Consider the following 21,846-nt stretch of genomic DNA (forward strand, 5'->3'; position numbering starts at 1 on the left):
ATATAAAAAAGTGAAAATATGATTTTCATAAAGAGATTAAAGTGTTATTAAAAATAAAGAAAAACTTATTAAAATTTCAATATAAATATATTTACTCAAAACTGATATTTAAATGATTATTTAATATTTAACAATAAAAAAACAATCGATATATTGACTTACAGAGTCATCACACTCACCTGCTTATTGATTTAAACAAACCTTCCCGAATTACATTATCAGTGGAAAATATAATGCTGCACACCAAGTTAATACAGCCTCAGCCTGAAAAGTTGGGTTTTAAAATATCACTCCTTCATCAATCCATTTTTTTTGCATTAACTTGCGGAATTACAGGTTCTATTTATGCACAAGATGTGAATAAAAATGTACCTACATCTTCTGAAAAAGAAGATGTTCAGCAACTCGAAAGCGTAGTAGTCGTAGGCAACCGTGGTGGTATTCGTACCATCACTGAAAGCCCTGCACCTGTGGACGTAATTAGTGGTGAACAGTTGCTCAAACAAGGTAATACCCTCGCTTTAAGAGACATTTTGGCCAAAGTGATTCCATCTTTTAGTGTGGCTACTGTGCCTAGCCAGCCCGATGGTTACGGAGCTGTTGCCCGTTCTGCGGGTTTACGTGGTTTGGGCGGTGGACATACGCTTGTTCTAGTGAATGGGAAACGTCGTCATGTCGGTGCTTTGGCTATTAATAAATACGGCTTTGGCGAAGGCTACCAAGCAGCGGACTTAGATTTGATTCCAATTGGTGCGATTGCACGAGTTGAAGTTTTACGAGATGGTGCAGCCGCTCAATACGGTTCCGATGCCATTGCAGGGGTCATCAACATTGTGCTCAAATCGGCAGATAATGGCGGCAATATCAGTACCACCTATGGGGGTCGAGAGCATTATGATGCTACTGACCGAAATGGAGAAACCTTCCAACTGAATGCCAATGTTGGTGCACCACTGGGTCAAGAAGGCTTTATCAATTTTGGTTTTGACCTGAAAAATCAGGATGCTACCACTCGTGCAGGCGCTGTTTCAGGCAGAATCTATTCTAAAGTAAATGGTCAAGATGACCCACGTGAAGCCACGGTAGATCGTAATTTAAATAAATTAGGTCTGCCTTCGGTTGAACAGTTTAATGTTTCTGCAAATGCTGAACTTCCTTTAAGTAAAGCTGCAACCCTGTATAGCTACACCACTGCAGGCTGGCGTGATGCTTCGACTGGGGCCTCTTATCGTCGTCCAAACTCTAGATCAGGTATCGTTGAAATCTTCCCGAATGGTACAACGCCCGATGTCATTTTAAATGAAACAGATGTGCAAACAGTTTGGGGACTAAAAGGCGATAATGTGCTTGGTTGGGCATGGGATGTGAGTAGTTCTTATGGCAAAAATACACAAGATCACTCTACGCAAAATAATCTAAATCCATCTCTTGGACCGTCTAGCCCGACTTCATTTGGTTTGCAAAAATATGATGCGTATCAATGGGTCAGCAATCTTGATCTAAAGAAAACCTTCGATATTGGTTTTGGAGCAAACCCACTGAGTGTTGCATGGGGACTGGACTATCGTAAAGAAGGTTGGGCATCTAAAGCCACTGATCCTTTAGCCTATAAAAATGGCGGTTATATTATCCCTACGGGTGATAATGCAGGTTTACCTGCAACAGTCGGAACCTTTGGTGCCCGTGTGCTCTTACCTGAAGATGAAGCCGATATTAGCCGTAGCAATACTGCTGCCTATTTAGACTTAGGTTTAGATGTGACTGAGAACTGGTTTGTCGGTTTAGCAGGGCGTTTCGAGCATTATGATGATAGTTCTGGTGATACATTCAATGGAAAAATTAACAGCCGCTATGAGTTCAATCCTCAACTGGCGGTACGCGGAACAGCCAGCACAGGCTTTATTGCACCCTCTTTATATCAACAAGGTTTTGCCAGTACGGGCATTGTAAGTACGGTAAACAATGGCGTTCGCTCAGATGTCTATAGTAAATCGGTGCGTACCGACTCTGCACTGGGTCAGGCATTGGGTGCAGAAGCACTCGATCCAACCAAGTCGACCAACTTCTCGCTAGGTTTAACCTATAGTCCATTTAAAAATTTCAATCTTGCGGTCGATGCTTATCGAATTGAACTGGAAGATCGTATTGCATCTACGGCGGGACTTACAGGAACCGGCATCAATAACATCTTGGCGGCAAACGGTTTTTCTAACGTTAACTATGTCACCTACTATGCCAACTTATTTGATACAGAAACCAATGGGGTAGATGTTGTTGCAGACTATACCCAACAGTTAAACAAATATGGTCGTATCCGCTGGAGCTTAGGTTTTAACTGGAATGAAACGGATATTACAGCAATTGCAGATAATCCAAGCCAGTTAGATGGTATCAACATTGATCGTATCACCCGTCGCACCAAAGGCATGATCACCGATGCAGATCCAAAAACCAAATTCACAGTGGCTGCGAATTGGCAATATGCAAAACTGGATTTAAATACGCGCTTATCTCGTTATGGTAGTTACATTGCACGTAGCGAAACCGCGGCTACAGACCAAACTTTTGATGCTAAATGGATTGTAGATTTAGATGCAACATACAACCTCACAGACAGTCTTTCATTAACTTTGGGTGCAGATAACTTATTTAACACCTACCCTGAAAAATCCAATATTGTCGATGGCTTAGGTGAAAACCACTATGCCCAGCTTTCACCGTTTGGACTCTATGGTGGCTATTACTATGGTCGTGTTAACTACCGTTTCTAAAATGATTTAAAGCTAAGTGCTGTGGTGAAATTTCAATATCGCTATGTCGTTTTGACTGTTCAGAATCGGCAATCGCTTAAATGCTAGATTTCACCAAAGTACGGCATCCTCACATTCAAAATTTCTGAGAAAATATATGAGCATCACCATTTGGGGCAGACCCAATTCTTTAAATGTCCACAAAGTACTTTGGCTAGCAGCCGAACTTGGACTTCAATTTGAACATATTCCTGCGGGACAACAGTATGGTGTGATTGACACTGCCGAGTTTTTAGCGCTCAATCCCAATGGTCTGATTCCTGTCATTCAAGATGGTGACACGGTTTTGTGGGAATCAAATACCATTTTGCGGTATCTCACTGAGGTATATGGAAAAAAAACATTATGGATTAAAGACCCGAAATTACGCTTTAGCGCTGAAAAATGGATTGACTGGTACACCACCACCGTCCTGCCAGTGTTTGGAATCGTGTTTTTTAATTTGGTTCGTCAGCCCGAAGACAAAAGAGATTTAGCGGCGGTCAAAGTCGCAGCAGAAAGACTAGAAAAAATATTAGATGTTGCCAATAGCGAGCTTGCTAAACAGCCCTATTTGTCTGGTTCAGATTTTGGTGTTGCCGATATTCCTTTGGCTTTAGCCCTCAATCACTGGTTCAATTTAGATATTGAGCGTCATCATGATCATACGCACTTAAAAGCATGGATCGAACGTATTAGAACGCGTGAGCACTTTTTAAAAGTAGCCAATATTCTTTAGTTAAGCGTTATTGCCCCGTTTTTAAAAATTTTAGCTTTAAATAGAATAAGGCTGTTCTATATGAATGGCTTTATTACATATAAATAGATTTATTTAGCAGAGATATTAAAATTAGAAGCAGAGAGAAAATAAATATAACCAAAACAGATATCTTAAATATGAAATAAATTATCTGTAATTATTCTAAGCCATTATATTTGATTATTCTTTTATCACTTTTTATAAAAATACTAATCTAAAAAAGTTCTTTTTCTATTTTTAAAAAATCACTCATTATATTTTCAATTTCTCATTTATTTAAATTAATCCACTCATTTGTGAATTAATTAAAAACTTAAAATTGAAAGAATATTTCCCTTATTCAAATTAATCCAATTTAATTTAAGAAATAAAAAATATTCTGCAATGACAATTAAATCTTATTGAATGGTGCATTACTGATATGAGTGAAGTCAGTCGAAGTCCTTATAAAAAGGCAATTTTGTTTGAACAACTTCAAAATGTTCAGTCCAATGTATTTCATGCTGTAGATCCATTTGTGGCCCATTTGGCAAGTCCGATCACAGCAGAAAAACCTGTTCAAACCCATAAGATCTTTTGGGCGATTGGTACTGTTCTGGCTTTACATTACGGCATTTTTTATCTTGCAGAGCATCTTCCAACACCACCCTTAGTCGTGAAAAAACCCGAACCAATCGCGATTGTAATTGAAAAACCCAAGGAAGAACCGCCTAAGGTGATTGAACCCAAACTTAAACAGGAAATACAAAAACCAATCATTCCACCTGTTTCCGCAAAGCCTCAGCCTGTCCAAAAACCAGTGGTTGAAAAATCCGTGCAGAAACCTATCGAACAGAAGCCAATTGAGCAGCCTAAACCTACCGCTAAAACAATTGCTCAATCTGTACCGCAAGCTGAGCCTAAAGAAAACGTCGCACCGACCCAGAAAGTCGCTGAACCTGAAAGTAAGCCCACGCAAGAAAACCTGCCCGTGACAGCAGCCAAAGGTTATGCAGGTTACTTGAGTAATCCAGCCCCCGAATACCCAGAAGTGGCGTTAGACCGTGGTTGGGAAGGTATTGTGATGTTGCGTGTAAAAGTTTCAGCTTCAGGCAGCCCTTTAGAAATCAACCTGAAAAATAGCAGCGGCAAAAAAACACTGGATGATGCTGCTGTAAAAACTGTGAAGCGCTGGAAATTTTCACCTGCACTGCGTGGTAACACGCCAGTAGAAGGTTGGGTCGATGTTCCGATTCACTTCAAATTACCCAATTAAACTGTAAAATTTTATCTTAGGAAAATTCAATATGTCTGATATTAATACGATTATTCATGATGCAACCATTTGGTTATTGATCAGTTTTTCGACCATAACGTGGGTTTTAATTGTGGTGAAAGCCGTACAAACATCAAAAGCCACCAAACAAAGTAAGCTGTTTGTCGACAGTTTTTGGTCAGCCCAGAACTTGGCAGAGGCAATTAACCAGTCTGAAGATGCACAGGGACCGACAGCACGTATTGCCCAAACTGGTTTTAAAACCTTGACAGAAGCCAATGAAAAAACCCATCAAGATTTACAACAAACTTGGAGTCGTCAAGATTTATTAGAACGACACTTACGCAAGCAAATTCTTGCTGAACGTCGTCAGCTCGAAAAAGGCTCAGCCGTTCTCGCATCCATTGGGAACAATGCTCCATTTATTGGTTTGTTTGGTACTGTGTTTGGGATTATCCATGCTCTACAAGCAATTGCCCAATCTGGCAGTGCAAGTATGGATGTGGTTGCTGGTCCAATTGGTCAGGCACTGGTTGCAACAGGCATTGGTATTGCTGTTGCTGTGCCTGCTGTACTTGCCTACAACTTTTTTGTCCGTAAAGTGAAAGGTATTGGTGCAGATTTAGATGACTTTGCAACAGACTTTGTCAGTCTCACTCAAAAAGTAGGTTTCCAACTGCCAACAAAAACGCAAACTGCACATATTGCTGCAAAACCAGTGGCGACACATCAGTTGTCATCTCAAGAAAAGGAGGCTTTGGCTTAAATGGCGATTTCAACTTCTCAAGATGACGATGTCGTCAGTGACATTAACATTACCCCGCTGGTTGATGTGATGTTGGTCTTATTGATCGTGTTTATCGTCACGGCACCTTTATTAACCAATAGCGTAAAGGTCAATCTACCCAAAGCTGCACCGACACAATCTACAGATCAAAACAAAGCACTAGTGATTAGCGTAAAACCAGATGGGGCAATCTTTTTAGATAAGGCCCCTGTCAATCTCGAAAATTTTGAACATGAAATCACACAGCGTAAAAATGCCAATGGCAAGTTGGCATTAAACTTAAATGCCGATGAAACCGTTCCCTACGGCACGGTGGCCAAACTTTTAGCCAGTATAGAACGCGTTGGGGTAGAGAAACTTTCAGTTATCACAACCCCTCAATGATGCACGTGTCCATTCTCTAAAAAGACCTATTTCTTTGAATAGGTCTTTTTTATATAAAAATAAAATGCATAGGATAAAATCTCGGGTTCACGCTGTATTCAGCATTTGGATATTCCTATTCACTGTTTGCACTTCATTCCTATGCCACTCATCGTTCTCACTTTTAAACGACAGTCAATATCCACCCCTTCAACTATGCTTTACAACATAGATTTGTCTTAAATATACAATCGAAAAATGTCAGTATTTACTGTTTCTCTTGTAGCGCTCTAGTTTTCAGATTGAAAACTTGTGCCATTGGACGGTCATTTCAAACTGCTAAACTTCATGGCATTACTTAGCCCATGACTTTACCCCATATACCTGCAATCATTTCAAGCAGCTTTGGACAAGCATGGGCTTCGCAACACAACATTAAATCTAGACATGGAACACAATCATGGCGAATAAATTCGAATTTCAAATTCGTGTATATATTGAAGACACTGACGCAGGCGGTATTGTCTATCATGCCAACCATATTCGCTTTATGGAACGTACCCGTACAGAATGGTTACGTGCCTCTGGTGTAGACCATTACTGGCACCAAAAGGACTACAACTTTGTGGTGCACAAAATTAATGTTAAATACATGCGTCCAATTCTGATGGATGACCTCATTACTGTTACAGCAAGTGTAGTTTCGTGTAAAGCTACGTCTTTTGTATTGCAACAAAATATTTATCGTGGTGAAATCTTGTTGGCTTCTGGCGAAGTCGAGTTAGCATGTATTAGTGCAGAAATGAAACCTCGTCGTTTGCCAGATGTCATTCGCGATCTAATTCGTAAAGAGTTAGAACAAATCTAAGAAAACTCGGCTCCAGTGTAACTATGGCAAATCAATTAGACTCCACACTTCACGTTTCAGACCTCATTTTACAAGCAAGTCCTGTCGTACAACTGGTGATGCTTTTACTCTTACTTGCATCACTCTACAGTTGGTTTTTGATTGCCAAGTTACATCTGAGCTATAAAAAAGCCCAAGCAGATGATGAACATTTCCAAAAAATCTTCTGGTCAGGCGCAGAACTAAATACCCTTTATAACAATGCCCAACTCAATTCTAAACGCGTAGGGCTAGAAGATATTTTCTATCAAGGTTTAGGTGAATACCTCAAACTTAAAAAACGTCATGCAGCAACGCAACAAACCATCGAAGGCACTGAACGTATTTTGCGTGTTGGCTTAAGTCGTGATCAAGGTGGCTTAGAACAAGGCTTAGGTGCTTTAGCCAGTATTGGTTCAGTCGCGCCTTATGTGGGCTTGTTCGGAACTGTTTGGGGCATTATGAATGCCTTTATTGGTCTGGCAGATGTCGATCAAGTGACCTTGGCGACCGTTGCACCTGGTATTGCAGAAGCTTTAATTGCCACAGCAATTGGTTTATTTGCAGCCATCCCCGCAGTACTCGCATTTAACCATTTCACAGCAAAAGGTGAAGCAGTCTATTCAGATCGTGCATTATTCGCAGAAGAAATGGTGGCGCTATTACAACGTCAATCAGTTGGTTCTGTTCAGGAAAATGACTGATGGCGATTCAACGTTCAGGACGCTTTGAGCGTATAAAAAAGCCATTAAAAAGTGACATGAATGTCGTACCCTACATTGACGTGATGTTGGTACTATTAGTGATCTTTATGGTTACAGCACCAATGATCACCAGTGGAATTAAAGTCGATTTACCGCAAGCCAATGGCACTCCGCTACAATCAGAAGATGCCCCTTCAATTGTTTCTTTAAAAGCAGATGGAACATACTTCTTAGAGCAAAAAGGTCAAACGACGGGACCACTTGCACTGACAGAACTCACTCAACTATTAGTCGAGGCACAAGCGCAAGCTCAACAAAATAATAAAAAACTCAATGTTGTGATCAATGGTCATCAAACTCGTCCTTATGGAGAAGTGATGGCGTTAATGTCAATCCTTCAAGATGCAGGCTTAACCCAAGTTGGCTTACTGACCGAACCTTTAAAGTAATATGAAGAATTTTCAAAAGCCACCTTTCAAACAAAACTCAATTGCACTGGGTTTTACATTTGGTGTACATGTACTTGCGGTTGTGGGCTTACTTTATTTAGGAATGAGTAAACCACCTAAACCGCCCGAACAAATCAAAACCATTTTGATCAAACCCCAAGATTTACAACCTACTCCACTCGAAGAAACTGAATTTTCAGAAACTGTGCATGAAAATATTGCACCTGAAATTACCCAAACTGCTGAACCGAGTGTAGAGCCTGTCCCTGTAATTCCTGTTGCGCCTCCAAAAGCCAACACCACTGAGCAACAGGCAGCACGTTTAGCTCAAGAAAAAGCCAAAGCAGAAGCGAATGCTGCCGCTAAGGCACAGGCAGACGCTGCTGCAAAAGCTAAAGCACAGACAGATGCCGCTGCCAAAGCACAGACAGACGCTGCTGCAAAAGCCAAAGCGCAAGCAGATGCTGCCGCGAAAGCTAAAGCACAGGCAGATGCTGCTGCAAAAGCCAAAGCACAGACAGACGCCGCGGCAAAAGCTAAAGCGCAAGCGCAAGCAAATGCTGCTGCAAAAGCCAAAGCACAGGCAGATGCTGCCGCGAAAGCCAAAGCACAGACAGACGCTGCTGCAAAAGCCAAAGCGCAAGCAGATGCTGCCGCGAAAGCTAAAGCACAGACAGATGCTGCCGCGAAAGCCAAAGCACAGACAGATGCTGCTGCAAAAGCCAAAGCACAGGCAGACGCTGCCGCAAAAGCCAAAGCACAGGCAGATGCTGCGAAAGCCAAAGCTCAGGTGGATGCTGCTGCAAAGGCTAAAGCACAAGCCGATGCTGCTGCTAAAGCTAAAGCACAGGCAGACGCTGCTGCTAAAGCCAAAGCGCAAGCCGACGCCGCTGCTAAAGCCAAAGCGCAAGCCGATGCAAAAGAACGTGCTGAAGCAGAAGCGAAAGCCTCATCTGCTAAAAAGGCTGCGGAAGAAGCTGCCAATAAAAAAGCTGAAGCAAAACGTATTGCCTCTACAGCGAAACGAGACTTTGAAAACAAAGTGAAACGTGCGTGGAATCCACCTGCGAGCGCATCGGGTCAGAAAGCCAGTGCTCGAGTCACCTTAAGTGAGAGTGGTGCAGTTTTATCAGTTGTCGTGAATTCAAGCGACCCAGATATGAAAGCCAGTGTCGAAGCCGCAGTTCGTGCAGCAGCACCTTATCCTATGCCTTCTGACCCTGATGCACGGCGTGAAGCGCGCACATTTACCTCATCTTTCACAGCTCAATAATCACAATCGCCATGCCAAAAACATGGCGATTAAGTATTTTCACAGTGTTATAACAGTTTAGCCATAATGTAATGCTTTAAATCATGAAAATTCATGCCATTATGTTAGGCAATTTCACACAACCCACAAAAATTGACGTTTTTGAGTATACAGCGAATGATGGAAAATACGCGTAAACATCTACTTGGTTTAGCAATCATGACAGCTTTTCTACCTGTCATTGCACAAACTGCCCATGCTCAACTTCATTTAGAAATTGCAAAGGCACCAGAGCAAGCGCCCAAAATTGCGATTATTCCATTTAGTAATGATCAAACCATTTATTCTATTGTTGAAAATGACCTGAATCGTTCAGGAAAATTTAGCAGTGCATCACAAAACTTACCAGCAAGCGCGAGCATGAATAATCCGAATGCTGCTGCATGGCAGACCGCTGGCGTGCCTTATGTCGTCACTGGGGAAATCAAACAAAATGCTGCTGGAAGTTATGAAGTTCATTACCAACTTTATGATGTTGAAAAAAAACAATATCTGCTAAACGAATTATTGACCGTACCCAGTTCACGTGTACGTCAAGCCGCACATATGATCAGTGATGCTATTTACCAAGCATTAACAGGCATTCAAGGAGATTTTAGCGGACGCATTGCCTATGTACTCCGTAATCCTGCAACACCTGAGCAACGCTATACTTTACAGATTGCAGATACCGATGGTGAACAACCTAAAACCATTCTCACCTCGCGTGATCCAATCTTATCTCCTGCATGGACACCCGACGCACAAAAAATTGCTTATGTATCATTTGAAAGCAAACGTCCAGCGATTTATGTGCAAGATTTGTCGACAGGTCAACGTGAAAAACTGGCAAGCTTCCGTGGCTTAAATGGCGCCCCGAGCTTCTCGCCAGATGGAAAATCCATGTTATTTACTGCATCCATGCATGGTAATCCAGAAATTTATCAAATGGATTTAAATACTCGTCAGTTACAGCGTATGACCAATGACAGCGCTATTGATACCGAAGCACGTTATGCACCTGATGGTAAATCCTTTATTTTCACTTCAGACCGTGGTGGATCACCACAAATTTACCGTTACAGCTTCGCAGATGGCAGTAGCAAGCGTATTACCTTCCGTGGTGCATTCAACGCACGAGGTACATTAAGTGCCGATGGCAAAAAAGTCGCTTTAGTCCATCGTCCTAGTGGCAGCAGTTATAAAGTCGCAATTCAGGATATTAATTCAGGAATTACCAATATTCTGACCCCAACCAGTCTGGATGAATCCCCGAGTTTCTCTCCAAATGGTCAAATGGTGGTTTATGCCACTCGTGAAGATAACCGTGGCTTGCTCTCTATTATGTCGGTCGATGGTCGTTTCCGTATGAATTTACCAAGTGAACAAGGCGAAGTTCGCGAACCCGCTTGGGCACCTAAATAATTTTTTAAAAATCAATCTTTATGGAGATGAAGATGAACGCTATTAAACTATTGGTTTTACCTGTTTTGGCTTCAGCCCTGATTATGACTGGCTGTGCCAGCCGTAAACCTGCAGCCGAAATTCAAACAGGTCAAACACCAAATTCTGCTGGTACAACAGTTAGCACTGAAGGATTAAGCGAAGATGCAGCGTTAAATGCACAGAATCTTGCAGGTGCTTCTTCAAAAGGGGTTACAGCTGCAAACAAAGCTTTTTTAGCTAAACGTGTAGTGCATTTTGACTACGACAGTAGCGATCTTTCAAATGAAGACTACCAAACACTTCAAGCTCACGCCCAGTTCCTTATGGCAAATGCAAACTCGAAAGTTGCGTTAACTGGTCATACTGATGAACGTGGTACACGTGAATACAATATGGCACTGGGTGAGCGTCGTGCTAAAGCAGTAGAAAGCTTCTTAATCACCAATGGTGTAAGTCCAACTCAATTAGAAGCGGTCAGCTATGGTAAAGAAATGCCAATTAATGCAGGACATGATGAGAATGCGTGGAAAGAAAACCGCCGCGTAGAAATCAACTACGAAGCTGTACCGCCTTTATTAAAATAAGCATGTCTGAGTACATAAAAAAAGCGCTCCTTTAAATTGAGCGCTTTTTTATGTTTTAAGCAGGCTTATGTTCATCTTCTTCATGCAGATGCTGCATAGATTCAATCAAGTCATGCTTATTGAAATCTTTATATTCAGGCTTGGCTTCATATTCTTTCCAAGCTTCTTTCACCTTTTCAGGACTAATATCCTCTAAACTAATGCCTTCATTTTCTGTTGGCATCGCATCAAACTTTTGCGTTGTCATCATTCTGCTCCCACATTATTCTTAATCCTTCACATCAACATAGCACTATCCCTAAAAGTTGCAAGGGTAAAATCAAGCCAAATAATCGAGTTTAATTTTTCTTTTGCGGCATTCTCATCTAAACTAGCTGTCTAAATTTTTTTTGCTCAATTTGATTGGTTTTCACTCGGAGTTTTCCTGCCATGGCATACCTCACCCTTTCCCAATTCTTAGAACAACAAACTGGGAATCTTACACCTGAACTTGCAAAAGTTATTGATACTATTGCAAATACGTGTAAAACCATTGATCAAGCTTTACAAAAAGGCGCGCTTGCTGGGGTATTGGGCAGTGCTGAAAATGAAAATGTGCAAGGTGAAGAACAGAAAAAACTGGATGTGATTTCAAATGACTATTTAATTGACGCATTAAAAATTCATCCACATGTTGGTGGTTTAGCATCGGAAGAATTAGATGACTTTACCCCTGCCCAAGAAAATGGCGAATATTTAGTGTTATTTGATCCACTTGATGGTTCAAGCAATATCGACATCAATATGTGTGTAGGTACTATTTTCTCAATCTTGCCTGCAAAAAATGCAGTGACTCAGTCAGCAGATTTCATGCAAGCAGGCACTCAACAAGTTGCAGCGGGTTATGTGCTTTATGGCCCATCAACCATGTTGGCATTAACCGTTGGCGCGGGTACGGTATTCTTTACCTTTGACCCAGAAACTCAACAATTCTTACTCACCTCTGAAAATATTCAAGTGGCAGCAGATACCAAAGAATATGCTATTAACTCATCAAACCAACGTCACTGGGAAAACCCAGTAAAACGTTATATTGAAGAACTGCTCGCAGGTAAAACAGGTCCACGTGAGAAAGACTTCAACATGCGTTGGGTTGCATGTATGGTTGGCGACATTCACCGTATCCTTTGCCGTAGCGGTATTTTCATGTATCCATACGACCTTAAAGATCCGAAAAAAGCAGGTCGCCTGCGTTTAATGTATGAAGCAAACCCGATGAGTATGCTGATTGAACAAGCTGGTGGTGCTTCAACAACTGGTCGCGTTCGTATTCTTGATATTCAACCGACTGACCTACACCAACGTGTCCCTGTGATTATTGGTTCTAAAAACGAAGTCAATTTAGTGACTGGCTACCACAACTAATTTTTTTTAAATGCACATAGCCATCTGACGTGTTATGTGCATGAGTCTCCTCCATGTCCATTATTTTCCTTGAATCAAAAGACAACCCAAAGATTAAACATCTCCGTGGTTTAATAGAGCAAAGTAGCTACCGTAAAAAGCAGGGTCAAACCGTGCTTGAAGGGACACACTTAGGCTTAGCTTGGGTTGAAAAAAAGAAGAAACTCAATTCTATTTTCACCACTGAAAATGCACTCGAACACCCTGATATTTGCGATATTTTAGATGAATATGAAGGTGCTGTTTTTGTGATTGCTGAAAGCTTATATCGTGACTTAAGCACATTGGGAACCACTTTGCCCTTCTTGGCAGTTGTAGACTTACCAAGTTCAAGCCAAAGTGTAGACTTTAGCTTGGATACCTTGATTTTGGAAAACATTCAAGACCCAGGCAATGTAGGCACACTACTCCGCTCTGCTGCTGCGGCTGGTATCAAACAAGTGATTTGTACCAAAGGTTCTGCAGCACTCTGGTCACCACGTGTATTACGTGCAGGCATGGGTGCACACTTTTCACTCAACACCTATGAAAACGTAGCCATCGAAGATGTACTCGACCGCTTTGAAATTCCAGTGTATGTGACCAGCTCGCATCAGGCTGAAAGTTTATATCAAAAAGATTTAACACAAGCGTGTGTCTGGATCTTAGGTAATGAAGGCCAAGGAGTTTCTGACTTTGCTTTGGCACATGCTCAAGCACTCAGCATTCCACAGCCAGGTGGTCAAGAATCGCTCAACGTCGCTATTGCGGGTTCAATCTGCTTTTTTGAAATGGTCCGCCAACGCATCTAATACACTTTTATTTTAAATTGTCTCATCCAATTTCAAAAATAGATTACACTTGAAAAAATAATAACGGATATTGTCAACCAAACCATTATTTCCAACGTTATTAAGGATATGTATTGGAAATAATGGTGATAATCCAATGACAGGGTTTTCCATCTCTATGGATTTAGCGCCGAAACAGTCTCAGTCCGAAAATTTAAGTGCTTTAAAAAGTACGGCTGAACAACGTCTAAAGAATTTTATGCAAGACGTAACTGGACGCGCACTTGTAATGATGGAAAATGCAACGAAAGGACAACAAGGCATCGCAATGGATCTGGTCCAAGAAGCCTTTATTTCTTTGCATAAATCCTATTCAGAGAAGTCGACTGAAGAATGGTATCCCCTGTTTTACACCATTTTAAATAACAAACTGCAAGATTGGCGTCGTAAAGAAGCTCGTCGTTCTCAGCCTTTTTCATTGTTTAAAAAGGTGAGTCTAGATGAAGATGATCTAGAAATTCAGGATGTTATTGATGAAACAACTCCTAGCCCACTAGAGTTTCTGGATCAGGCAGTCACTATTGAAGAAATTCAAGCTGCGATTCGGCAACTGCCAGTTCGTCAACAGCAAGCATTTATGCTTCGGGCTTGGGAAGGATTTGACACGCAAACGACTGCTCAAATTATGAATTGTAGTGAAGGCAGTGTAAAAACACATTATCATCGCGCGATTCAAGGTTTGCGATCTGCGTTATCGCATTTGAATCCATATTCGGGAGGGTCATCTGAATGAAACAAGATGATTTCTTAAAACAAGTTACTTCCAAACTTGATGGTCTTGCTCAGCAACATAAGGCAAAACCTGTAGTGATGAATCATGTACTGGATCATATTCAGCAGCAAAAATCATCACGCTTTGCCTATTTCAAAATGACTGGGTTTGCTTTAGCCGCAGCAATTGCAGGAATTGTGGTTTTACCCAATGCTGTCGATATGTCTGCAAAACCACAAAATCAAGTTGTTGTAACACCAAAACTCTCTCCGCAAATGGTTGAAGATTTGGAAATGTTAATGGTTTTAGGTGAGGACAAAGTTCCACATGGCAGCTAGACGTTTAGCTTTTGCTTTTTGTGCACTCGGCTTCTTGCAAACAAGTTTTGCAGGTTTTGAACGTTTTTGGATTTTTTCTAAAGATGCCAATACACAAGTGGCCGAAACATGGGAAACACTTTCTGAGCAAGAACAGCGTGCATTAATCAAACGCTATCAATCTCTCAAAGAAATTCCAGATGAACAAAGTAGCAGCTTACAACAGCGTATGGACTGGTTCACGCAGTTACCTGAACAAGAGAAACAGAAAATGCGTGAAACTTGGCAGCAAATGAGCAGTCAAGAACGTAATGATTTACGTGCACGTATGCAAAAAGCCACACCAGAAGAACGCATTAGCATACGTGAAGAGTATATGAACAAATACCTACATCACACCACTGAACAGCAATAACAACAGCTTATACCGATAAAAATTGCCATATAAAAAGCCAATCTATAATAAATAAGATTGGCTTTTTATATTTCTATTTCATCTTTAAACATTAACCTCATCGTTACTCAATGAGGTTAATGTTTCCGCTTTGCTTAATGCTTTTTCGTTTGACTATGACGGCGATACAAACCTAAGCCCAATAAACCCAGTAAACTCAACCACCCAGTTGAACCGCCGCCGCCACCAGATGTGACTGTATTCTTAGCCGTATTATTTAAATAAATTTTTGCTCGATTTGAAGCCAAACCTTCGGCATCAAATACGGTATATTCCATAATCTGGTCGAATGGGCTGTAATTATTTTTTACCTGCACCACTAAATCGCTCGAATAACAGGTATCTCGCATTGCACTTCCAGGACATGGCCCATTCGGAACTGATGGGTCGACCATCATCGCGCTGGGTAAACTATCCAAGCGAATTGCCAACTCCTGACCTGCTTCATTATGATAAAAGTCGGCTTTATTCAGTCCAGCAATACTGCCTTTTGGACCATCATCATCAAAATCATTTTCTAGTGGGTGCAAGGAAATTTTCTGGCTAGATCCATATTGCAAGCGATAAGTATCTTCTTTTGCAATTGGGGAAATATTGGTAAAACTCGCACTTAATAAGCCAGATGTTGTTTTAGTCGCATCTGTTTTCGAGGTGATGCTGTAAGTACATAAAGCATTCTCACCAATAGTAGAAATACTATCATCTAGGCGATAAAACATAATTCGTTTAAGTTCTGGCACCCACTCACATTTCAACTTCGGATCTTGGTCGCCAATAAATTGAAAGCTACTGCCTTCACCAGAATAATGCCCCACACCCAATACTTGGGTATTAATCGTATAGTTTTCTGCATTTAATGCCTTAACCTGTGATTCATTATTCACCCATTGTTCATCAGGCAATGCAAGTGCAAACGGGTCAATATAAATCGCACGATACTTGGCATATTTTTCAGTATTGCTCTTCAAGTCTTTAAAAGCAGTCAACTCAGCTTGATATTGCGTCAAATATTTCACATCCGTCGATTTATCATCTATACGTGCTTGATATAAATCAATCGCTTGCTGATAGTCCGCGATCATCTGCGAATAGGACAAATTCTTTAAATTAATAATATCTGCCGCAGTTAAGCGCATCAGCTCAACCGAGCCAATATCACAGGTATTTTTCATACTTGGATTAAGAATTAGCGTTGCATCCGTAATGCGACTAAATCCGCGTTGATCAACATCACTGCACCCTATCGCATTCAAATTCACCAGATCATTCGCGGTCTGATTATCTCTTGGGTAGTACAGCGGTAGATATTCTGTATTGGCATTTGGTCCCGTATACGCAGTCAGTAATGTTGCCATCGAAATATTACTGACATCAATATTGGTATTGGTTCCTGAAACATTACTTTCATAAGCGATTTTCGGCAGATTGCATTGTCCTGTAACTGTAGCCAATTGAAGGGCGTTATTCATTGCCACCATATTGAGTTTTGCATCAGCCACATTCCCGTTATTCAAAGCATAACGGCATGACTGCCCTGAATTATAAGCCAGCACATTAAATGAAATATTTTTACTGCCCAATTGATCATAAAGCAGCGTACTGGCTGCATTATTCTCAACAATCGTATTACTGAGTAGTGTCAGCGTGCTATTTTCACTTAAATTTGCCGGCCCAACATTAGATGAGACATTTTTAATAATTGCCCCTGTACTGATATTTGCCTGATTTTTGGCAATCGTATTGGTTTGCAGTAAAGTCGATGCTTCACCACAAAGATCCAACATACTCTGATTATTTGCCGCGCCATTGGCAACAATACTGCTATTTTGAATGGAAATTGTGGGCTTGGTAAATAACAAGTTGTTTTGGCAGGTCATCGCCAGAACGCTGCCCTGTCCTGCTTGGTTACCTTGTATTAAACCATGATCAATAGTCAACGCGATGTTACCATCAAGGTAAATTGCACCACCTTGTGCCGCACGTGAGTTGATAATAGCAACATTGGACAAATTAATATCCGCACCAGCATAAATAGCTCCACCCAATCCCGTACTTACCGCATTCGCCAACGTTAAGTTTTTAAATGAAACGCCATATTTGGACAAAGAACTATTCAATATGCGCGTTTGATTTTCGCCACTGATGGTTGTTTTAATTGCTGTCGTAGCAGGATACGTATTTGTTAATACATGCTTCTTGGAATAATCAAGCGGCTCAGCACCATAAATCTCAATCACCGATTGTGGTACTAATTCACGCTTCAGTATATAGATTCCCTCTTTTAACTGAATCCGATCTTTTTGCCCTAGACGCGTATCACCTGCATTACATCCACCAAAAGCTTTATTATCGGCTGCCGTTTTAATAGCTTCGCGTAAAGAACATTGATTTAAGTTGTCACCATCTTCATCATCAAACGTAGTGACATGAATAAATGTATCTTCTGCTGCCATCAATGACATCGCAGAAAGCACCATTAATGTCAGTAAACCTTTTTTATAATTTTTCACGGTCAAATCCCTTGCCTATTTCTTGTAACGACGTAATCCAATCAGTCCCAATAAACCGAATAAACTAAATACCCCTGCACTCCCGCCCGAAGTTTTCACCTTACTGCTTTCCATTTGTCCAGCTGGTGCCTGAGAGACTTGCACTTTTATCTCTAAATAAGGGTTTTGAGAATCATTGAATCGTGTGGTTGTTGTGACTAAGCGAATCTTGAAAATATCAGCACCATGCCAGTTCCCATTCGGCTTGTACTGAATGTTTCCTTCCTCATCTATGGTTAAAGTCCCTTTAGGCTGAGTAATTGTTGGAACAACCTGTAAGCATCCATCTTGCCAAGCACCACCCGCTGGATTTGCCCCCAATAAGGCTTCACATTGGTCTTTCGGTAAAAGCTCTCCATCACCCAGCAAATCGGCAACCGACATTTTCGCAACTTCACCGTAATTGATATCATCCCCGATTAACGCGATTGTTGTTGGGAACACCAACTCAACAGCACCACGGTCACACAGGACATTATTTGAATCACGCACCTGCCCCCGCTGATCACTTGATTCACATTCAACCAGTGCAGTGTCAGAACCTGTAGCTTGTTTGCCCTGATTAACGATTAAAGAATCACTCAAGTTTTGATAAGACACCAATAAGCGCGGCTTAAAGTAACCTAAAAAGTTACTAGTTCCCTGATTAAACGGACAGACTAAACTTTGCCGATCTAAATTTGCACTGTTACATTTTCCTTCAAGTGCACTTCCTGCAACTAAAGCCGTTTGAGTCCAAATATCATTTGGATACTCGGCTAATCCTTGTCCACACATCGCCGACACTAAATTATTCTGTAAAATGCTTTGATCACCAGACTCAAATTTACAATCCTGCTGATTTGTAATCGGATACGGATTCCCCACCAAAATACTATTCGCCAAAAAAGCTTTGCCCTGAGGAGCAACAAATTGGATACCTTGCGCGTTCCCAATCATGGTCAGGTTATTTAAGCCAATACCATCACGTAAATTCAGCAAGTAACCTTTATTCTGTAAAAAAGTACTGTTCTTAATAAAGTTAGCGACATTTAATATAGAGGTAGGCAACTGATCTGTATTAAATAATAACGATGAATAAATACTCGCCGATGTGGTACTTGCTGTCTCATTATTTCGAATGACACTATTTAAAATTTTATAGGCTGGACGCTGGGTAAATAAAACTGCACCTTCATTGGCATAATTTTTCTCAAACAAACTATTCTGAATGACAACTAAACTGTCCGTCGTATTCTCTATTGTTGAATTACCTACATTATAAATTGCCCCACCTTGAGCAGCATATCCCCCAGATAATGCTGCATAACTTAATTGTAGATATTCATTGTTGTAAATCAGTCCACCTTGTTGAGTACATTGAACCTGACCACAACCTTGTAGACTTACTTCATACAGCACGACACTCAGTAGCTTCTCTTGTGAACCATCATCAATGCGTAGAATATTGTCTTTCGCTTGCATTTGTAGCACAGCATTATTTTTACCTAAAACAGGCGTCTCATTAAAATCAACGTCATAATTGGTTTTAATGGTTAATTCACGTTGAATGTTTAAGTGTGAATTGAGTTTATAAACTTTCTGCTTTTCTAATAAAATGACAGGACTTGCATCTTCCCCACCACAGCCAAAATATCCTTCTTTAGGCATCTCTTGATTGATATAATGCACCGCCTCTCGCAATGAACATTCTTTATCATCTTTTACAATATCTTCAGTGGTGGTAACACTAATATTTGCACTATAAGCATGCCCAGCTAGACATAACACTCCCACACCAATGCTCTGCTTGAGCATACATCTCTCCTTAATTTTTTAATTATCTTGTTTTTCTAGATTGCACCTTCTAAAAAATTTCAATGCAATCTGATTGCAGTCCTTTTGCTGTACAGCCTAAAAGATGCCAATACAAATAAAATTGACTAAATTGCCAAATTCTTTGGGCATTAAAGCAACTACAGCACAATCACACTGTATGTTTTCTGGGCTAAGGTAAGATTTGAATTGGGTTGGACACACTGAGGCTTCATGCTGATTGGCAGCATCCTGTTCTCCTTAACGTACATTTCTATTATTTTTCTATGCTCGCAAATCCCTGCGATGCGAATTTATCAGTACTTTGTCACAGCTTTTTAAATTACTCAAGCGCTTTTATCTGTTATTGATATTCATCGATCAAAGCATAAATCTGTCTTAAAGTGGCATGACTCAATTTAGTTTTTTCGCCTTTAAGCAATTGAATTAATTGCTCTAAAGTTTGTAAAAGTATCGAAGCCTGCTGTGGGCCATGCAACAGTAGATAATCAATAATTTGCTGATCGATATGAATGCCACGTCGGCCAAGCACTGAACTTACCAAGATTTGTCGATCTGCATATAAACTTCCAGTCGGAACTTTGACACTCACCGCTTGGGTTAATCGGGACTGTAAATCTGGCAGTTCTAATTTCAATTCAATTGGTGCAAAGCGAGAAGAAAAAACCAGTTGTCCGCCAACTTCATTATTATAATTAATCAGATGAAAGACTGCTTTTTGCCAATGCGGGACACCACAAATCGCTTCGATATCATCAAGTGCTACTAAATCATAGCGTTCTAAAGAGGTAATCGCCTCTGTAGGTGCATCCAGCAGTTCTAATAAAGAAACCTTTATTGCTGATTTACCCACATCCAAATAAGAATCACAAATCGCAGAAAGTAAATGGCTTTTGCCTGTTCCAGCACCACCATACACATAAAATCGATTCATTAAACCTGCATGTAACTGACGAATTGCATCAATGACGTGACCCCAACCTGGACCAGAGAAATCACTGATTCGGGCATCGAGTTGGGGTTCAATATCTAATTGCAGTTGACGCATATTCGTGATTAAGCCTTATACGCTTTATGTTTTGGGTTCAATGTTACTCGATTTCTCATCAGTGTGCTGATCTTTCGAGGTTTGGTCTTTAATTTCAATATCAATGTCCATTTGCGAAGTTTCTATACTAATAGAATTAGTTTCAGCAAAGGAAGTCACAACTGCTTGTGTACCATACAATTGACTCTGCTCATACCATTCTCGTGCATGTTTAAGCAACACAACAATCACCGCAGCCACAGGCAATGCAATTAACATTCCTAGGAATCCTGCCAATTGAGCACCTGCCAATACCGCAAAAACCACAGCGACGGGTGACAGACCAATCTTATCCCCCAACAAAAATGGTTGCAGAATGTAACCCTCTACGGCTTGACCAATCATAAAGACTACAGCAACCAAAGCCAGTTGCATCCAATCAAGACCAAACTGGAAAAATGTCGCAATCACAGCCGCGATAATTCCAACACCAAAGCCTAGATAAGGAATAATACTGGCCAAACCTGCCACCATACCAATAATCAGTCCAACTTCTAGTCCAATTAATTGCAAACCAACCGCATAAACTATGCCGAGCAACAACATCACCAAAAACTGACCCTTTACAAATGCGCCCAGTACGCTGTGACATTCACTCACAATTTTTAAGGTCGATTCTTCGTAAGGACGCGGTATGAGGCGGCGCATACTGTCTAGCATACGCTCCCAATCTAACAAAAAGTAAAAAGCAATAATTGGAATAAGAACAACGGTCCCACCCACTTGAATAAAACTCAGTCCAGATTGGGCAATTTTCAGTGCCATGGTTTGTAGACTGTCCGCACTATAGTTGGTCTGAATATAATCCATGACTACCGTAGACAATTGATGTTTATCAATTTCCATCTGCACTAAATTAAAAGTACGCGACAACCAAGGTAAAAAGGTATCATTCAGCCAATGAATTCCTGCTGGAATACTACTTTTGGCATACATTAACTGCTGCCAAATCAAAGGCACTAAATAAGAAATTGCTAAAGTTAAAACAACACCAATTCCAATAAATACAATGCTAATAGACAACCAGCGTGGTAATCCAATCTGATGAAATTTTTCCACCAACGGATTAAACAAATAAGCGACTAAAAAAGCGACAATAAATGGGAGTACAACTGGCTTTAATAAATACAATACCCATAAAATAAGTACGATACCCGTAATAATAAAAATGCGCCGTAAGGTTCGATCGACCATATAGACCCGCCTTTTTCGATTTAATCGTTATAAAAAGTAAAATATTTAAGTAAAGATAGCATTTTAGAGCATAAATAACATAAGAATTTCGTTTATTCAGGTTATAATCCCCGCGCAAATGCGGAGACTTC

21 protein-coding genes are annotated in these 21,846 nt (G+C 40.7%); 16 read left to right on the plus strand and 5 right to left on the minus strand.

The features are described from left to right. Positions 1 to 233: 233 nt before the first annotated feature. The 11 genes from E0H82_RS06080 to pal all read left to right on the plus strand — a co-directional run bounded on the left by E0H82_RS06080 (position 234) and on the right by pal (position 11,314). Positions 234 to 2,771 (plus strand): TonB-dependent receptor plug domain-containing protein, encoded by a 2,538-nt coding sequence (locus E0H82_RS06080; RefSeq protein WP_131263815.1) that lies wholly within the window; start codon positions 234 to 236, stop codon positions 2,769 to 2,771. A 136-nt stretch (positions 2,772 to 2,907) separates the two neighbouring features. Next, the gene (locus E0H82_RS06085; RefSeq protein WP_131263816.1) at positions 2,908 to 3,528 is read left to right on the plus strand and encodes a glutathione S-transferase family protein; all 621 of its coding nucleotides are present in this window, start codon (positions 2,908 to 2,910) and stop codon (positions 3,526 to 3,528) included. 442 nt (positions 3,529 to 3,970) lie between these two features. Then, positions 3,971 to 4,804, plus strand: coding sequence for an energy transducer TonB (locus E0H82_RS06090; RefSeq protein WP_131263817.1), 834 nt, complete (start codon positions 3,971 to 3,973; stop codon positions 4,802 to 4,804). A gap of 31 nt (positions 4,805 to 4,835) precedes the next feature. Next, complete coding sequence (locus tag E0H82_RS06095; RefSeq protein ID WP_131263818.1) at positions 4,836 to 5,570, plus strand: MotA/TolQ/ExbB proton channel family protein; 735 nt, start codon at positions 4,836 to 4,838, stop codon at positions 5,568 to 5,570. Beyond that, positions 5,571 to 5,975, plus strand: coding sequence for an ExbD/TolR family protein (locus E0H82_RS06100; RefSeq protein ID WP_131263819.1), 405 nt, complete (start codon positions 5,571 to 5,573; stop codon positions 5,973 to 5,975). 439 nt (positions 5,976 to 6,414) lie between these two features. Then, complete coding sequence (gene ybgC / locus E0H82_RS06105; RefSeq protein ID WP_131263820.1) at positions 6,415 to 6,822, plus strand: tol-pal system-associated acyl-CoA thioesterase; 408 nt, start codon at positions 6,415 to 6,417, stop codon at positions 6,820 to 6,822. Between the two features lie 23 nt (positions 6,823 to 6,845). Beyond that, positions 6,846 to 7,544: a protein TolQ gene (gene tolQ / locus E0H82_RS06110; RefSeq protein WP_131263821.1), complete on the plus strand. Its 699-nt coding sequence runs from the start codon at positions 6,846 to 6,848 to the stop codon at positions 7,542 to 7,544. Continuing rightward, positions 7,544 to 7,993, plus strand: coding sequence for a protein TolR (gene tolR / locus E0H82_RS06115; RefSeq protein WP_131263822.1), 450 nt, complete (start codon positions 7,544 to 7,546; stop codon positions 7,991 to 7,993). The genes tolQ and tolR overlap by 1 nt, the downstream gene beginning before the upstream one ends. A gap of 1 nt (position 7,994) precedes the next feature. After that, positions 7,995 to 9,266 carry a cell envelope integrity protein TolA gene (tolA, locus tag E0H82_RS06120; RefSeq protein WP_131263823.1) on the plus strand — a complete coding sequence of 424 codons (1,272 nt, stop codon included), beginning with the start codon at positions 7,995 to 7,997 and terminating at the stop codon, positions 9,264 to 9,266. 159 nt (positions 9,267 to 9,425) lie between these two features. Beyond that, complete coding sequence (tolB, locus tag E0H82_RS06125; RefSeq protein WP_165492930.1) at positions 9,426 to 10,709, plus strand: Tol-Pal system beta propeller repeat protein TolB; 1,284 nt, start codon at positions 9,426 to 9,428, stop codon at positions 10,707 to 10,709. Positions 10,710 to 10,741: 32 nt separating this feature from the next. Next, the gene (gene pal, locus E0H82_RS06130) at positions 10,742 to 11,314 is read left to right on the plus strand and encodes a peptidoglycan-associated lipoprotein Pal (RefSeq protein ID WP_131263825.1); all 573 of its coding nucleotides are present in this window, start codon (positions 10,742 to 10,744) and stop codon (positions 11,312 to 11,314) included. Between the two features lie 55 nt (positions 11,315 to 11,369). Here pal and E0H82_RS06135 read toward each other — a convergent pair whose 3' ends face one another. Next, positions 11,370 to 11,561 carry an NF038105 family protein gene (locus E0H82_RS06135; RefSeq protein ID WP_131263826.1) on the minus strand — a complete coding sequence of 64 codons (192 nt, stop codon included), beginning with the start codon at positions 11,559 to 11,561 and terminating at the stop codon, positions 11,370 to 11,372. A 182-nt stretch (positions 11,562 to 11,743) separates the two neighbouring features. On the opposite strand from E0H82_RS06135, the gene E0H82_RS06140 reads away from it, so the two are divergent. The 5 genes from E0H82_RS06140 to E0H82_RS06160 all read left to right on the plus strand — a co-directional run bounded on the left by E0H82_RS06140 (position 11,744) and on the right by E0H82_RS06160 (position 15,031). Beyond that, positions 11,744 to 12,718: a class 1 fructose-bisphosphatase gene (locus E0H82_RS06140; RefSeq protein ID WP_131263827.1), complete on the plus strand. Its 975-nt coding sequence runs from the start codon at positions 11,744 to 11,746 to the stop codon at positions 12,716 to 12,718. A gap of 53 nt (positions 12,719 to 12,771) precedes the next feature. Beyond that, positions 12,772 to 13,548 (plus strand): TrmH family RNA methyltransferase, encoded by a 777-nt coding sequence (locus tag E0H82_RS06145; protein WP_116759334.1) that lies wholly within the window; start codon positions 12,772 to 12,774, stop codon positions 13,546 to 13,548. A gap of 157 nt (positions 13,549 to 13,705) precedes the next feature. Further along, positions 13,706 to 14,320, plus strand: coding sequence for an RNA polymerase sigma factor (locus E0H82_RS06150; RefSeq protein ID WP_131263883.1), 615 nt, complete (start codon positions 13,706 to 13,708; stop codon positions 14,318 to 14,320). After that, entirely contained in the window at positions 14,317 to 14,637 is a 321-nt protein-coding gene (locus E0H82_RS06155) for a hypothetical protein (RefSeq protein WP_131263828.1), read from the plus strand. The genes E0H82_RS06150 and E0H82_RS06155 overlap by 4 nt, the downstream gene beginning before the upstream one ends. Next, positions 14,627 to 15,031 carry a DUF3106 domain-containing protein gene (locus E0H82_RS06160; protein WP_131263829.1) on the plus strand — a complete coding sequence of 135 codons (405 nt, stop codon included), beginning with the start codon at positions 14,627 to 14,629 and terminating at the stop codon, positions 15,029 to 15,031. The genes E0H82_RS06155 and E0H82_RS06160 overlap by 11 nt, the downstream gene beginning before the upstream one ends. A gap of 134 nt (positions 15,032 to 15,165) precedes the next feature. On the opposite strand, the gene E0H82_RS06165 is transcribed toward E0H82_RS06160, so the two are convergent. The 4 genes from E0H82_RS06165 to cxpE form a co-directional block, all read right to left on the minus strand. Next, positions 15,166 to 17,580, minus strand: coding sequence for a CSLREA domain-containing protein (locus E0H82_RS06165; protein ID WP_131263830.1), 2,415 nt, complete (start codon positions 17,578 to 17,580; stop codon positions 15,166 to 15,168). A 15-nt stretch (positions 17,581 to 17,595) separates the two neighbouring features. Then, entirely contained in the window at positions 17,596 to 19,416 is a 1,821-nt protein-coding gene (gene rbtA, locus E0H82_RS06170) for a rhombotarget A (protein ID WP_131263831.1), read from the minus strand. Between the two features lie 361 nt (positions 19,417 to 19,777). Further along, on the minus strand, positions 19,778 to 20,482 hold the full coding sequence (hda, locus tag E0H82_RS06175) for a DnaA regulatory inactivator Hda (RefSeq protein ID WP_131263832.1): 705 nt from the start codon (positions 20,480 to 20,482) through the stop codon (positions 19,778 to 19,780). Positions 20,483 to 20,506: 24 nt separating this feature from the next. After that, on the minus strand, positions 20,507 to 21,715 hold the full coding sequence (gene cxpE, locus E0H82_RS06180) for a chloramphenicol efflux transporter CxpE (protein ID WP_131263833.1): 1,209 nt from the start codon (positions 21,713 to 21,715) through the stop codon (positions 20,507 to 20,509). Positions 21,716 to 21,846 lie beyond the last annotated feature (131 nt).

This window comes from Acinetobacter sp. ANC 4910, from assembly GCF_004331035.1.
Classification (GTDB): Bacteria; Pseudomonadota; Gammaproteobacteria; order Pseudomonadales; family Moraxellaceae; genus Acinetobacter.

Coding starts and splice junctions, on each gene's coding strand:
- E0H82_RS06080 (WP_131263815.1), top strand. CDS start 234: ATGCTGCACACCAAGTTAATACAGCCTCAGCCTGAAAAGTTGGGTTTT.
- E0H82_RS06085 (WP_131263816.1), top strand. CDS start 2,908: ATGAGCATCACCATTTGGGGCAGACCCAATTCTTTAAATGTCCACAAA.
- E0H82_RS06090 (WP_131263817.1), top strand. CDS start 3,971: ATGAGTGAAGTCAGTCGAAGTCCTTATAAAAAGGCAATTTTGTTTGAA.
- E0H82_RS06095 (WP_131263818.1), top strand. CDS start 4,836: ATGTCTGATATTAATACGATTATTCATGATGCAACCATTTGGTTATTG.
- E0H82_RS06100 (WP_131263819.1), top strand. CDS start 5,571: ATGGCGATTTCAACTTCTCAAGATGACGATGTCGTCAGTGACATTAAC.
- ybgC (WP_131263820.1), top strand. CDS start 6,415: ATGGCGAATAAATTCGAATTTCAAATTCGTGTATATATTGAAGACACT.
- tolQ (WP_131263821.1), top strand. CDS start 6,846: ATGGCAAATCAATTAGACTCCACACTTCACGTTTCAGACCTCATTTTA.
- tolR (WP_131263822.1), top strand. CDS start 7,544: ATGGCGATTCAACGTTCAGGACGCTTTGAGCGTATAAAAAAGCCATTA.
- tolA (WP_131263823.1), top strand. CDS start 7,995: ATGAAGAATTTTCAAAAGCCACCTTTCAAACAAAACTCAATTGCACTG.
- tolB (WP_165492930.1), top strand. CDS start 9,426: ATGGAAAATACGCGTAAACATCTACTTGGTTTAGCAATCATGACAGCT.
- pal (WP_131263825.1), top strand. CDS start 10,742: ATGAACGCTATTAAACTATTGGTTTTACCTGTTTTGGCTTCAGCCCTG.
- E0H82_RS06135 (WP_131263826.1), bottom strand. CDS start 11,561: ATGACAACGCAAAAGTTTGATGCGATGCCAACAGAAAATGAAGGCATT.
- E0H82_RS06140 (WP_131263827.1), top strand. CDS start 11,744: ATGGCATACCTCACCCTTTCCCAATTCTTAGAACAACAAACTGGGAAT.
- E0H82_RS06145 (WP_116759334.1), top strand. CDS start 12,772: ATGTCCATTATTTTCCTTGAATCAAAAGACAACCCAAAGATTAAACAT.
- E0H82_RS06150 (WP_131263883.1), top strand. CDS start 13,706: ATGGATTTAGCGCCGAAACAGTCTCAGTCCGAAAATTTAAGTGCTTTA.
- E0H82_RS06155 (WP_131263828.1), top strand. CDS start 14,317: ATGAAACAAGATGATTTCTTAAAACAAGTTACTTCCAAACTTGATGGT.
- E0H82_RS06160 (WP_131263829.1), top strand. CDS start 14,627: ATGGCAGCTAGACGTTTAGCTTTTGCTTTTTGTGCACTCGGCTTCTTG.
- rbtA (WP_131263831.1), bottom strand. CDS start 19,416: ATGCTCAAGCAGAGCATTGGTGTGGGAGTGTTATGTCTAGCTGGGCAT.
- hda (WP_131263832.1), bottom strand. CDS start 20,482: ATGCGTCAACTGCAATTAGATATTGAACCCCAACTCGATGCCCGAATC.
- cxpE (WP_131263833.1), bottom strand. CDS start 21,715: ATGGTCGATCGAACCTTACGGCGCATTTTTATTATTACGGGTATCGTA.